Here is a 12,548-nt window from a genome sequence, read left to right as displayed (position 1 = left end):
TCTTCAAGTTCTTGATCGATATTTACCAAATTTTCAAATTGAGCTATATAGGTATATCGGAACCTACTTTTTTGAACGGTTGTTGCTAGGTTAAGATATGTTTGATAGAAATCTAATTCAAAAGGTTTATTATAATCTGTAAAAGTCTTACAAAGGTTCTTGTTGATGTTTAGTCTCGCTTTAATACTTTTACCCTTATGTATAACCTCTTCTAAAGCCAACTAAATACTCAGCCTTATAAGCTTTCGTTTTCAAACCTTTGTTGTTTTTTATATCATTATTTGATTTAATACCAGCTTTTATTCCAGAAAACTCTTCACAAATAACGTGTGTTAATTTGTTCGTTTGAAGTGTTGTTTTAGGGAGCTCTTTTGTAAACAAAACGCTTAGAGGATTCCGTTAGTCTTTGTACATCTCTAAAACGACTTTCACATTATCGTTATTGAGTTCTTTAAGTCTTCTAATTGCATTTATTGATTTTTCTGAGTCAATCATTTTTAAAGCGTGGACACATTTTCTTAAAGTGGCTTCTAATTCATCATCAAAGGGTCTGAAAATTTCTCCTTTCAGAGCAATGTCCATAATTGGTTCAACGAATCGATCGTCTTTTAAACCTCCGAAAGAAATGGCACTTATTAGGTCTTCGTGTTGAGTATGCCATTTTCCATAAAGAGCTTTTTCAATCAATTCATATTGACTAGGATCAAAATTTTTAAAATTTTCGAAATTTAAACATTTAATTAAGGTTTTTTCGTTTTCTTTTTCGACTGCTATTTTTAATCTATTTTTCGTTCTTATCAATCGCATACAATTTGTTTATTTGAGGTTAAAATACATACAGTATACTAGCAATGGTGTGTTGGCATTGTAATCTAGCATTTATTTGGAGCTCCTACCATTTTTCTTTTTTAGAAAATCTATATTGAATACCGACCAGATAAACACTAGTAAAAAAATGAGTAGGAAGTAATTGATGTAAACTTTTCCATTTAAAAAATACCCGAGCAGTACCAGTAGTATTGGAACTCCAACTGAGGTGATGCATAAAGCGTAATGGATAATTAGCGCTTGTTTCAGTTCTTTTTTAGTTAGGTTGGTGTATATTTTGTCTAACATGATTGCTGTTTTTTTTTCAGTTATTATTAGTAGCTGCTAGCAAACGAACAGCTCAACTTTACTCTTATTCGCTTTAGAAACGTTTGTTGATTTTTTTTATTCGACTATGGTTGCAAATTTATCCATGTTGCGTTCGATGCGCTCAGTAATTTTTTGGTATAGCTTCTTTTTAAACGCTTTGTCGTAGTAATAAAGTTCGATTTTTTGAGCTGATTTTAACTCTTTATACCCTTCAGAGAATGCCTTCCATCTTTTACTCCAATTTTTTGAATCGTCATTAAAGACCGTTTTTAGGTCACCGATTTTCGAAGATTTTCCACTTAATTCGTCCAGAACGTTGTGGTAATCTTTAGTGAGTGTTGTCATACCTAATTCTTCAAAAGTCTCAGCAACGGAAATGATAAACTCAGGACGGTTGAAAATAAATTGAAAAACCCCACCATTGTCAGTATCTCCGTTAAATGCTAAAAAAGCCCAAAATATCTTTTGTTCGCGATTTAGGGTATTCCACAACTCCTTTTCATCTGCTATTCCGCTTTTTTCTATGGATTCATCAAAGAGTTTATACATGTATTCCCACAATCTATTATCGTATTCGTCAAACTCATTCCAGTCAAAGTTTGATTTTATCGAATCCAGCCATTTTTGTGAAATTTGGATGGATATGATCCGGTCATTTTGGTTTCCATCATTCAATGAATAAAAATTAGGTTTCATTTTTTCAGATGTGGATGTAATTTCGGATCGCTTTTTGTTTTGTCGGTAATAAATTAGGAAAAGGAGGGCAATGATTGTCCCACAGACTATTTTTAGTAGTGCTTTGTCAAAAGGTATCACGTCAGTGTAGTTTATTAGCTTTTTTTTGTAAAGTTACTTAAAAGGATGGAACTTTTAGAGATTTATAGGTTTTTCTGAAGGACAAAACTTTTTTGAAATTGCTAGGCAAGAGCAGTATGGATACCGAATGATTTGTAGTATTCAACAACTCGTTACTAGCCTTACTACTTTTAGTTGGCAGGTGGTCTCCTTAGCTTCGATTGTATTTAGGATTTTAGTTTTATTGTTCAGGTTTCCGTTATCGCAAATTCATTCGAATTGAGGTGTTGGTTGTAAAGTAGGACAGTTTATTCGTTTGCATCATCCTAATCATCCTCGCCAAGCTGTAGTCGTATATTCTTTTCTCTAGCGAAACTTATAATAGAGATTATTGTTAACACGATCGATCGAAGGCTACTAGGGTTGGACTTGCAAAGTAAATTGCGTATCCTTGTTACAGGCCTATTGCTTTACAATGACCCTCCATCTGGCCAATTTTTCCAATGAGAATTTGGCTTATGTGTAGGGTTGTAAAATACTGTTTCTCCAGTTTCTAATACTTTGGCGAGTTGTTGAAAGGTTTCGTTATTACTCGGAAGTTCCGAATTAGCACAATCTGGATGATACCATTCGGTAAGTTCCATGATTTTTGGTAAATCTGATGGAATGCGTTCTCTTATTTCCAGGTCTGTAGCTTCGAGTTTCTTATTGTATTCAGGTACTAGGCCTCTCATAAATTCCCAAACATAAATTTCGTTTTCTTCTTCGAGTTCGATTCCTTTCTTCAGATAAAATTCTCTGTTGTGATTAATTCGAAATTCTTCTCCGCGCAAAAGCATGGTTTTGGCCTGTGGGTTTAGGCTTTCCATATATTCTTCGTCGAAAGTCAGGCTCTCTGGACTGTTATCCGTTAGGTACAAAAAGTTAGCATTGTCTGTTCCGGGGATAGTAGCGATACTGTTTCCAAAAATGTGTAGGCAGTTAGTAATTCCATTGTGTCCTCCTCCACGATAACTAAATCCGATTACCTCGATGAGTAAAACCCATCGTTTTTCATCTCTGTAGGCACTCAATTTGGAGTGAATAGGATAAATATATCCATTGTCTAACATTGGAAAGGTAAAATTTTCAGCGCATTGATCGAGCTGTTTTAAAATTTCCTGTGCTGAATATTCTTGTTTTTTTTCAGAGCTATAGTGGTTCATTGATGCTTCTTTTTTTTTCGGAAAAATAGTAAATATTTTTTATGGCTTGCAGTGGAAAATCAGTTGAAATAAAAAAATTGAAATAGTTTAATGGTATTTACGGGGCTTTTAATTTTTATTGTCTAAATCATTTGGTAGTTGACGAAGCGACCTTCAGACATGTCTGTTCATGTATAATGTTGTAGGTATCGTTGTTTTGAGTATTTTAAAGGGTAGCCTTACTGAACAGTTTTGGTTCTTTAGAACAGTTAGATTTAGCTGCATTCGTTGTGGTTTTTGCCGTCTAGCGCTACGATCATTTTTATCTTCTGTGCCCAATCGTTGTCAGTAGGTTTGATGCGTATCATTTTAAAGTTATAGTTTTTGGCTTCTAGTTCAACACCTTCTAAATCATCGATATGTATGTCAAAATTAAAAGCAGGCGGGAATTTGGAGGAATGAATAGCACGATTTTTTAAAACACGTCGGTTTTCTGTCTCATTTACGATTCGATTTATCGTTATTCCATGGTATCTAAAAGTGCGTTTGATACTTCTTTTTGACCGAAACGAGGTTGTGTATATATGAATTAGATGTCCTTGGAGTTGTAAATCCGACATCAATGCTACAGTTCCTTTTCGTATTTCTTCAATCCCAAGAAATTTAGCAAAACGACTTACTTTTTCCGTTTCAAATTCTTTTCCATTTGGAATAAGCGTACTGTCAAGATCAAAACTTATATTCATACTAGTTTCTATCGCTATCGTTTTTTCTTATTTAGTTTTCCTTTCTTTTTTCTCTTGAATGGCCCATTTTTTTAATTTTTCGTTTAAGGAGTAGTGACCGAGTAATCCAAGAAACATTCCAAGTGGCATCCCAATAAAAGTTCGAATAAATTCTGTTGGATTTCTTCTATAATCTGGTAAATAGGCCCAATATAGGAAACCACCAACTCCTATAATTAGGAGCGCTGTAAGTATTGCTGAATTCATAGGTTATATTTTTTTACTTGTATTCTTAAATTATTCAATTTTTTTGTTTCAAAGTTATTGAATTTACCTGGTTTATGTTTGTTAGCTGTTGTTTTTTAGCAAGAAGAGCAACTCCCAACTCTGTGTTTAACAAATAGTTTTTTCTCTGTTTTGTCTGACAAATAGAGGATCAATTCTATACCAGCATAATGAACAGAAGTCCCAATTAACATATCAAGTCGGTTATCTCCATTCAAATCTCCAATCCAATAAAGATAAATTCCACCTTCAAATCCACCCGCTGACCAAGAGCCAATATTTATTTTAACTAAACTCTCATTCCTTTTTTCAGAAGCGACTCTCAATTCATAATCTTTAATTCCTTTAAAGTATGGAAATACATTGTTTTTAGTTTCTATGACCTTCCCTTTTATATATATCGAATAGTAGGTACTATGCTCCTCATTCGCTACATTGGGAACTTTGAAGATTATGGTTTCTCCAGGATACATTTTACGATCAATCCATCGACCATTGGTTGAATCCTTTATAAAATCCAATCCTTTGATTAGAAATTTCGGGGTAACAGTATTACTGGCATGGTGTTTTTTTATTTTGAAATTGGTTATTCCCTGCTTTTCCTTTGCATAGACAGCGAAATAGTCAGAAAAATCAATTTTTGTTTCTTCCCGATCACTGCCTTCGTAGCAGTTCATCAATACTACTCGAATAGGGTTTTTATTGTCTAAATTTTGTGAATAGCAATTGAAATATATGAACAGTGAAAAAAATAGGATTCTTAGGTTCATAGCTTGTTTTTACGTTTTAGTGTGTTTGGAGTTTATGTCGAGGCTGTTTATGTTGTCAACATGCGTTTTTAGGTAGCGTTCTTTTATAACTTTTATATGGTTCAGCTCATGGCCAGCAATATGATAAACCATAGCGCGCACTGTTCGTTCATTCGAAGGATTTCCGTTGGCATCGAGCAGCTTCCCTTTACGCAGTAAAGCGGCTTCTGGTAAGTATTGAAACAGTTTTAGGGAAGCGAGTCTTACTTGCCAGTACTCGTCAAAGATGCTGTCTAAACTTCGCTCGTTGGCAGCTGCGTACGCAGTATACTGTTTTTCTTCAAAGCCAGGAAGTACTGTTTGATCATTACGAGCATAACACAAAGCACGGTAAGTGAAAATTCGTTCATCGTCAATATTGTGCACTAATATTTCCTTAATCGTCCATTTATCTTTGGCATATACATAGCGAAGTTGTTCCTCGTTTAAAGAATAGATGAGTTCTTTTAGGGCAATGAAGTTGTCGTGGAGTACCCGAAGTATGTCATCATTTGTTTCAATAAGATCGAAATAAGGTTGAGAATAGGAGGGGTACTCCGTTGATTCAGGTCTTTTTATTTTTCTAAATGCTGTCATCATAGCAAAGTAATTTGGGAATGAGTTAGTTGCGGAATTTGTAGAGAAAGATAAATCCTCCGGTAGCTCCTCGGTTTTTAGGAGAGTCAATCCATAAATTCAAATCGTCATAGCGATTTAGGTAGATGTCAACTACATCTTTGTACTGCTCCTTGTCAATACTACTTTGGGTTTGCGTAATTAATTGGTAGTAATTATCGAGTGTAACCAATTGTTGCAAATCGATAGTTTTACCGTAGTCCACGATGCCTTTTTTACTTGCGCTTTTGACAGCGAGGTAATTACGCGAGATTTCTTTGCGTTCTTGAATGAGGTTGTTTTTGTTGAGGGTAAAAATAATATCACTTTCGATGCGGTCCTTGTCGAGGCTGTATCGAGTGATGTGATAGGAGTTGTTGTCTATAGTTAGACGGACGTAGTTTTTATAGGTCGCCGCATTTTTTTTCTTCTTGGTCACTAGAACAGCGTTCTTCGTATAGGTGAATTTTAACGCATAGGTATGAGTATCCCATTTAGGATCTATTTGTACAATTTCTCTTAGAACGTCATTAGCATCGTAGATGTAAGTTTTGGAAAAGAGAAGTTTTCCGTCTTCATAGTGAGAGGTGAATTTTTTAAGTAGGTCTCCTTTAAAGTATTCATAGGTTTGTTTTGAGTACAGCTTATCTCGTTCGTAATAATCACATTCATAGGTATTAGTACCTGTTTGACGAAAGAGGTACTTGGTAACCCCGGCTTTAATTTTTGCTACCTCTTGTTTGTCGTTGTAGTGAAATTCTTTTTTACTCCTGTATTTGGTACGCTTCTGAATACTATCCCAGTTTTTTTCTTCGACTAATGCCAACGCTTTACGACTGGTATGTTTTTCAATATCGCGTAATTCTAAAATATAAAGCGTTTCAAGCGTAGGGTTTTTTGAAAGCTTTTTTCGAGGATGAACTCTGTGCGTGGTAATCATAGGAGAGTATTTGCTACCGTAAAAGTAATGTTCATCAATGTATTCTAAGATTTCTTTGCTTAGGATGCTTTTTGAAGTTTGAGCATATCCGCTGCCGAAGAGTAATAAGAAAAAGATGATTATAAGTTTATCCATAAGACTAGGGTTTGTAGTTATTGAAAAATACGAATATTTTGGTTGATGTACTAGCTTCATTTTAATAGTTATTTATGGTGGTATCTATTCTTTCATGTAAGAGAATTGTAGACTTGTCGTAATTAGATTTCTCGGCTTATTTCACCATGCCGACCATAGTACGTAGCTTGTCATTGATAAAATCAGCGTTATGTTTTTGAGTTAGGATAGTTCCGTGGGTGGCATCCATAATAAATTGTTGTCCTCGGGTAGAACGTTCTTTTAGCTCCCTTTGCATTTGAAACCACAGTGCGATCTCCTGTTCTGGTTGGATACCCTGATTGCGGTATTTTACTTTTTGTGCCTCCCGATATTGTTCTTTAGCTGTAAAAACGAGTAGCGGTAAAGAGTCTAAATCACGAACTTGGGCAGCTCTTTGGAGTAGCTGTGAATTGAAAGTATTTTCTTGTAAGTATCGGTGGTAAATTTTACCGGAATATTTTCTTAACAGCTGTTCGCGCAGTCCACAAAGTTTAGGGAGTCCATCCTTGCGAGGTGCAGGGGTGGTGATGGCGCTGTAGGCTCCTGAAATTCCCATATCAGCAAGCAATGCAGCAAATTTTAGTAAGGGTACCTGTGCTTTTGGTACCAATTCTTTTTGAGCGAGACGTTTCCATTGTTCGGGATGACTAGCATCAATGTAAATCATACCTTTGACTTCATCGGGAAACAACTCTCTAAAAATACTGATATACGGGCCTCCCATGGAGTGTCCTACCATAATATAAGGGGGCGCTTCACCATTTTTCTTGAGGAGGTCGTGCAGTTGCTGGGCGTAGGCTTCTGGAGTCATGCTTTCGGTACAGGCTTCGCTAAAACCTTTACCTTCTCGGTCATAACGAACCACTCTCATCTGCTGTTTCATTCCCTCAGCAATCCAGTGGAACATATCAGTGTTTCCCCCAGCACCACTCTCTAAAACCAGTGTTGGTAATGTATTGCGAGGACCTTCTGCTCGAATATGGAGGTTAGTGCCTTTTACATCAACTAGTTTTCCAGGTGGAATGGGTGGAGTACTGGCCAAACGATAACACAGGCCTACGATCATGATAAAAAGTATAGTTCCCGAGATTATTTTACCTGTCCACTTGAGGATTTTTACGAGTATTTTCACAGCGATTTGTTTTAGTGGTCTAGGAGTACCAGAACCGATTTTGAAGGATGAAAGGTAGTTAAAAAAACGTTTTTAGCTATTGTTTTTATTGATAAACAAGTCGTGGGATTTTCTAGTGGATGGGGCGTTTGGGCTACTATAAGGTTCTTGTTTTTTGTTAAAAGTACGAGGTGTATGTGTTTGATAATTAGTGGTTTTTTTATCCGCTGTTTGGTTTTTGATCTCATTGTTAGTACTTTTAAGCGTCTACAAAACGATCTGACCATTGATTTATCCAATCAATAAAACAATATTATAAATTCTGAGTCAGCAATTGATAGCTCACAGGTATTTTGGAATAGAAATTACAATGGCATTGTATAGAAGGATTAGGGTTGCTGTTTTATAAGCATATCAAAGATCAATTAAAGCAAATAAATTAAAATTACTTACAAATCCTGTACTTAGAATTGGTACTACTATTTATTACTTCTCAACGTATTAAAATCTTAAATTATGAAAAATTCAAGATTACTAATTTTTATCTTATTGACGTCAGTTTTGATAGGTACTATGTTTATCAGCTGTGATAAAAATGAACAAATTCCTAATGAATTAAAGTCTGTCGATTTTTCTTCGAAAGGTTTTGTAGGAACAAAAGTGGCTTACAAAAGTGACAACTCTGTTAAATTAGCAATATCGAATGATGAGCTCATCAGTTCTTTTACTGCGTATTCATCTAAATATGATCTTAATAAGAAAGGTAAATCCTTTGATATTTTAGAAATAGAAGGAAAGTATTACATAAGATTTACTAATACAGATGATTCTATATCAACTGTAGCTTTATTAAATGACTCTTCTAAATTTAAAAAAGAAAAGAATAAAATAGGAAATTTTAATTTAATGTACATCGGTGAAACTGTTTGTACAACAGAAGCTTGTGCTGCTTGTTCTGGGTGTATTCCGGATGGGAATTATTGCTCGAATGGTACCTTAGATGCAAGAGATTGTACGAGAACAACTTCTGGGGGATAAAAAATAGGATGAATTAACCATCCTATTTTTCCAGTAACATCAATTATTCGCAAGACGTGACAAGCATTAAATTTCACGCCTTGCGAGAAGACTTAATTGCGGTCCATTTTTGATTTTCCTATGAAAGTAGTGGCTAACCCACCGACAATAGGACCGTAAGCAATGATTCCGATACCCTTTGAGTCAAAAAGACCAAAGAGGGATCCCAGTGTGATTACGAGTCCAATACCACTGAGAACTAGACCGCTGTAAAATATATTTTTTCCAATTTTGTGAGCTGCCTGTACTTGGGCAACTCTAAGGAGTTTTCTGTCTATATACGGAACGAGAAAGTCAATTTCTTCCTTTTCAATATCTTCGTTTTCTAGGGTTTTTCTCAGTTTAGAAAATTCTAAACTCCCAGAGGCTACTTTTTCAAAATAAAAGTCAGCGGTTTTTGCGCGATTGTAGGTTTTCATAACAGGTATTATATTGTTTTTAGTGTTTGTGAAGCCATTGAAGTATAAACTTGTTTAAGGCAAGGCGTTTGTCTGAAAATGAGTGGTCAGAGGGTATAATATGGTGTTCACTGTGTTGCATGTTCTGTATCCATTGGGTATTGCGGCTGTTTTCATCGATAAACAATAAGGCCGGACGATGTTGTGTGCTTGTCATGCGAGATAAATCCCATTGCTGTTTGTGTTGCAGTAGTTCTTTCAGAAAGTCAGTAGGATTGATATTTAACATGAATTGAGCACGCAGATAGTTTTGGAATTCCTGGAGTTCTGCAACAGAATTGTTGTTCTTTAATACCGCTCCAACATTAAATGCCGATAGTGCAATGATGCGTTGAACACGGGAATCTTTCATTCCGTGCAGGACAGCAATCCCTCCTCCTAAGCTGTGTCCGATAAGTGTAAAGGCATTTCTTTTAATTCTGAGTTGCTCAGCTATTGTTTGAGAGTTCAGATAATCAAGTACGTTGGCAATGTCTTCCAAGCAGTGTGTATAACGAAACTGACCTTGACTTCCCCATGATCCTCGGTAGTTAAAATAAATGACGTTTTTTCCTCGTTGGCGCAAGAACTCAGCTAAATCCAGATTTTTTTCATTCCCAGGAAGTCCGTGCAGTAATACTACCGTTTCTTTTAAATTCGTTCCCTTGGCAATTAGTGCATTCGCCGCGATGGAGTCACCTTGGATTGAAATGACTAAGTCTTTAGTAAAGGCTTTTTCTGTCGTTTGTGCATGTACCGATAGCACACAAAGAAACAGTAAAACAGCAAAACTGTAAGTGTTGATCACGGTGCTTTTGCTTGGTAGTAAACGATGTTGAAGCTGATAAAGGATAGCCATTTATAAGGATGTTAGCGATTTTGGGAACCGAAGATAGCTCAAATTAAGCAATGCGCAAATTTAATGCGAGGAGATAAAGGTGTTATTGAATACGACTTCGTTGTACTTTGTTGTGTTTAACAGAGCGGATAAATATGTATAAAGGAGATAGAAACAGAATTTTCATTGCCCTTTTGGTGCCGTTATTTTTTATATTTTTACCCGAATCAGATATCGAGGTACTAACCGAACTCCTCGCATTAAATTAATCGTATAATTAGTATTGTTGTTATTTATGAGATGTATTGCATTTATGTTGCTGAGTATATTTTGGGTCCATCACAGCGTCGCTCAAAAAGAAATAGACTCTTTACAGCGTGTTGTTGAGACAACTTCAGGGAAGCCAGCGAAATTAAAGGTTCTTGATCAACTTACGAGAGCGATGATTCGAGGAAATCACAAAAACTTGATTCCGAGGTTACAGGAATATGTAGCGTTGGCAAAAGAACTAAAGGAATACGACCTGATGGCATCGAAGTCGAGGTTTATTATTCAACAGTACATCATAGTAGGAGAAATCAAAAAAGGGAAGGAGTTGTGCGAAGCCATGCTCGCCTTTAAGCCACATTTTAAAAAGAAAAATTCAGAAGCACACCTATTGCTCAAAAGGGCAGGACTCAAGTCGTCAGAGCTAGATTACCATAATGCTATTGGAGATTTTGATAAGGCTGCCGCCCTGTTTTTAGAGGCCAAAGATTCAATATTTTCAGCCGATGCCTATTTCTTTTCTGGGCAGGCAAGTTCCAATTCTGGTGACTTTATTACGGCCATAGAAAAATACGAAAAGGCCAAAGATCTCTATGAGATTTTAAAAGATTACAATTATATGTTTAGCGTGGCTGGTGAGAGTTTACTGTTGTATCGAAGAATTGGTTTACGCGATATAGCGAATGAAAAAACAAGCGTTGAATTGGAAAAGGCCAAGGCGTTAAAGGCCAATTTTTTTGTGGGATTTTGTTATTTATCTCTGGCAGAAGAGGCCTTGAAAGATCAGCAATTACAGGTGGCTAAGCAATATCTCGATTCTTCAGAAGCCTATAATAAATACAACAAAGACATCACTACGGTGAGTAGTAGAGGAATGCAATATAAGGCGGTATTACTACGGTCGCTATTGGCAGAAAAGAATATGAAAGCTGCTGATAGTGTTTATCGAGAATTATTGGAAGTAGAAAAAAAGATTCGTAACAAGTACTTGTTAAGCAGTGTGAAACCAGATAAGGTAAAGTACTTGCTTGAAAAAAAACGATATAGGGAGGCTTTATCACTACTCGGAGATTACAAAGGGATTTCATCGAATTCAGGGGTTGAAAATCTCTATGGCATAGAAGTAGAAAAATTATTGGGAGAGATTTATGAAAAGCTAAACAATCCCAATAAGGCCTTAGAACACCAAAAAAACTACAATCAACTAAGAGATTCTGTGAATAAGCAGACCTTGTTAAACGCTTTTGCTTTTCATCAAACCAGGTTTGAAACTGCCGAAAAAGAAAAGGAACTAATTAAGAAGGAAGCCGCAATTACCGAACTTGAAAAGGACAAAGAGCTGGCCAGTAGTAAGAGAAATACACTTGTGGCCATACTATTTTCAGTAATCCTTGTAGCTGTTGGAATCTTTTGGTGGGAACGCAGGAAAAAGAAAGAACTGAAGCGAGCACTTGATCGCAATACCAAAGAACTGACCACCTATACACAGCAGTTACTAGAGCGAAGTAAAGAACAGCAGTCGTTAAAAAATCAGTTAGAAGAACTCAAAGAACAGGTTACGGAAAAAAATATAGTGGATACCGTTCAGGAGCTGTTGAGCTCCAAGATATTGACGAAAGATGATTGGTATGTTTTTAAGGATAAATTTGTAAAAGTGCATCCGAGTTTTTTCGGAAATATTAAGAGTAAAGGTTATAAACTTACCAAGGCAGAAGAACGCCTGGTAGCCCTTGAGAAATTGGGCCTTGATAATCAAGAAATCGCTAATATATTAGGGATTTCTGTAGAGAGTATTTTTATTAGCAGATACAGACTTCGTAAAAAAATTAAGGCACCCAAAGAAATAAGCCTCGTCGAATACCTCGATTAAGAAGCTCTTTTTTCTAGAACACAGAAAAAGTCTAAGGTGCCTTCCGAACAGGTGTCGAGTTGATAATCGTCTGAGGTAATCGACTGTATGTGCGTTGGATTCTTTTTTAGTAGGTACAGTCGGTTGATGCGATTGAGTAGCTCGTAGGGCACTTTTAGCAAAGTGTCAGGAAGTATTCGATGCAATTTGAGTAGGTCGAACTGAAGTATCCTGATTAGCAGATACAGACTTTGTAAAAAAATTAAGGCACCCAAAGAAATAAGCCTCGTCGAATACCTCGATTAAGAAGCTCTTTTTTCTAGAACACAGAAAAAGTCTAAGGT

The 12,548-nt window shown here is 36.1% G+C and carries 16 protein-coding genes; 2 read left to right on the top strand and 14 right to left on the bottom strand.

Annotated features, from left to right (window positions below):
• Window positions 1-195: 195 nt before the first annotated feature.
• From ACXAG7_RS13440 to ACXAG7_RS13390, 11 genes are all read right to left on the bottom strand, one after another.
• The gene (locus ACXAG7_RS13440; RefSeq protein WP_408042557.1) at window positions 196-381 is read right to left on the bottom strand and encodes a hypothetical protein; all 186 of its coding nucleotides are present in this window, start codon (window positions 379-381) and stop codon (window positions 196-198) included.
• A gap of 18 nt (window positions 382-399) precedes the next feature.
• Window positions 400-801 carry a hypothetical protein gene (locus ACXAG7_RS13435; protein ID WP_476667108.1) on the bottom strand — a complete coding sequence of 134 codons (402 nt, stop codon included), beginning with the start codon at window positions 799-801 and terminating at the stop codon, window positions 400-402.
• Between the two features lie 78 nt (window positions 802-879).
• Complete coding sequence (locus ACXAG7_RS13430; RefSeq protein WP_476667107.1) at window positions 880-1,116, bottom strand: hypothetical protein; 237 nt, start codon at window positions 1,114-1,116, stop codon at window positions 880-882.
• A 96-nt stretch (window positions 1,117-1,212) separates the two neighbouring features.
• Window positions 1,213-1,833, bottom strand: a complete 621-nt coding sequence (locus tag ACXAG7_RS13425; protein ID WP_476667106.1) for a DMP19 family protein — start codon at window positions 1,831-1,833, stop codon at window positions 1,213-1,215.
• A gap of 569 nt (window positions 1,834-2,402) precedes the next feature.
• A complete protein-coding gene (locus ACXAG7_RS13420; protein ID WP_476667105.1) occupies window positions 2,403-3,137 on the bottom strand; it encodes a DUF7003 family protein in 735 nt (244 codons plus the stop codon).
• 254 nt (window positions 3,138-3,391) lie between these two features.
• Complete coding sequence (locus tag ACXAG7_RS13415) at window positions 3,392-3,862, bottom strand: HAD family hydrolase (RefSeq protein WP_476667104.1); 471 nt, start codon at window positions 3,860-3,862, stop codon at window positions 3,392-3,394.
• Window positions 3,863-3,889: 27 nt separating this feature from the next.
• Window positions 3,890-4,108 carry a hypothetical protein gene (locus ACXAG7_RS13410; RefSeq protein WP_476667103.1) on the bottom strand — a complete coding sequence of 73 codons (219 nt, stop codon included), beginning with the start codon at window positions 4,106-4,108 and terminating at the stop codon, window positions 3,890-3,892.
• Window positions 4,109-4,203: 95 nt separating this feature from the next.
• Window positions 4,204-4,896 (bottom strand): hypothetical protein, encoded by a 693-nt coding sequence (locus ACXAG7_RS13405; protein ID WP_408042562.1) that lies wholly within the window; start codon window positions 4,894-4,896, stop codon window positions 4,204-4,206.
• 9 nt (window positions 4,897-4,905) lie between these two features.
• Window positions 4,906-5,514, bottom strand: coding sequence for a DinB family protein (locus tag ACXAG7_RS13400; protein WP_476667102.1), 609 nt, complete (start codon window positions 5,512-5,514; stop codon window positions 4,906-4,908).
• 22 nt (window positions 5,515-5,536) lie between these two features.
• Window positions 5,537-6,604 (bottom strand): hypothetical protein, encoded by a 1,068-nt coding sequence (locus tag ACXAG7_RS13395; RefSeq protein ID WP_476667101.1) that lies wholly within the window; start codon window positions 6,602-6,604, stop codon window positions 5,537-5,539.
• Between the two features lie 136 nt (window positions 6,605-6,740).
• Complete coding sequence (locus ACXAG7_RS13390) at window positions 6,741-7,757, bottom strand: alpha/beta fold hydrolase (protein ID WP_476667100.1); 1,017 nt, start codon at window positions 7,755-7,757, stop codon at window positions 6,741-6,743.
• 495 nt (window positions 7,758-8,252) lie between these two features.
• Between ACXAG7_RS13390 and ACXAG7_RS13385 the strand changes: the two genes are divergently transcribed.
• Window positions 8,253-8,774 (top strand): hypothetical protein, encoded by a 522-nt coding sequence (locus tag ACXAG7_RS13385; protein WP_476667099.1) that lies wholly within the window; start codon window positions 8,253-8,255, stop codon window positions 8,772-8,774.
• A gap of 92 nt (window positions 8,775-8,866) precedes the next feature.
• Here ACXAG7_RS13385 and ACXAG7_RS13380 read toward each other — a convergent pair whose 3' ends face one another.
• The gene (locus ACXAG7_RS13380) at window positions 8,867-9,232 is read right to left on the bottom strand and encodes a hypothetical protein (protein ID WP_476667098.1); all 366 of its coding nucleotides are present in this window, start codon (window positions 9,230-9,232) and stop codon (window positions 8,867-8,869) included.
• A 19-nt stretch (window positions 9,233-9,251) separates the two neighbouring features.
• Window positions 9,252-10,109, bottom strand: a complete 858-nt coding sequence (locus ACXAG7_RS13375; RefSeq protein WP_476667097.1) for an alpha/beta hydrolase family protein — start codon at window positions 10,107-10,109, stop codon at window positions 9,252-9,254.
• Window positions 10,110-10,383: 274 nt separating this feature from the next.
• On the opposite strand from ACXAG7_RS13375, the gene ACXAG7_RS13370 reads away from it, so the two are divergent.
• Window positions 10,384-12,225: a tetratricopeptide repeat protein gene (locus ACXAG7_RS13370; protein ID WP_476667096.1), complete on the top strand. Its 1,842-nt coding sequence runs from the start codon at window positions 10,384-10,386 to the stop codon at window positions 12,223-12,225.
• Here the strand turns inward: ACXAG7_RS13370 and ACXAG7_RS13365 are convergent.
• Complete coding sequence (locus ACXAG7_RS13365) at window positions 12,222-12,410, bottom strand: hypothetical protein (RefSeq protein ID WP_476667095.1); 189 nt, start codon at window positions 12,408-12,410, stop codon at window positions 12,222-12,224. The genes ACXAG7_RS13370 and ACXAG7_RS13365 overlap by 4 nt on opposite strands.
• Between the last annotated feature and the right edge of the window lie 138 nt (window positions 12,411-12,548).

The sequence above is a fragment of the Tenacibaculum sp. AWR4_210 genome (assembly GCF_056160945.1).
This window is presented reverse-complemented; position numbering and strand designations above follow the sequence as displayed.

Coding starts and splice junctions, on each gene's coding strand:
- ACXAG7_RS13430 (WP_476667107.1), bottom strand. CDS start 1,116: ATGTTAGACAAAATATACACCAACCTAACTAAAAAAGAACTGAAACAA.
- ACXAG7_RS13425 (WP_476667106.1), bottom strand. CDS start 1,833: ATGAAACCTAATTTTTATTCATTGAATGATGGAAACCAAAATGACCGG.
- ACXAG7_RS13420 (WP_476667105.1), bottom strand. CDS start 3,137: ATGAACCACTATAGCTCTGAAAAAAAACAAGAATATTCAGCACAGGAA.
- ACXAG7_RS13415 (WP_476667104.1), bottom strand. CDS start 3,862: ATGAATATAAGTTTTGATCTTGACAGTACGCTTATTCCAAATGGAAAA.
- ACXAG7_RS13410 (WP_476667103.1), bottom strand. CDS start 4,108: ATGAATTCAGCAATACTTACAGCGCTCCTAATTATAGGAGTTGGTGGT.
- ACXAG7_RS13405 (WP_408042562.1), bottom strand. CDS start 4,896: ATGAACCTAAGAATCCTATTTTTTTCACTGTTCATATATTTCAATTGC.
- ACXAG7_RS13400 (WP_476667102.1), bottom strand. CDS start 5,514: ATGATGACAGCATTTAGAAAAATAAAAAGACCTGAATCAACGGAGTAC.
- ACXAG7_RS13395 (WP_476667101.1), bottom strand. CDS start 6,604: ATGGATAAACTTATAATCATCTTTTTCTTATTACTCTTCGGCAGCGGA.
- ACXAG7_RS13385 (WP_476667099.1), top strand. CDS start 8,253: ATGAAAAATTCAAGATTACTAATTTTTATCTTATTGACGTCAGTTTTG.
- ACXAG7_RS13380 (WP_476667098.1), bottom strand. CDS start 9,232: ATGAAAACCTACAATCGCGCAAAAACCGCTGACTTTTATTTTGAAAAA.
- ACXAG7_RS13375 (WP_476667097.1), bottom strand. CDS start 10,109: ATGGCTATCCTTTATCAGCTTCAACATCGTTTACTACCAAGCAAAAGC.
- ACXAG7_RS13370 (WP_476667096.1), top strand. CDS start 10,384: ATGAGATGTATTGCATTTATGTTGCTGAGTATATTTTGGGTCCATCAC.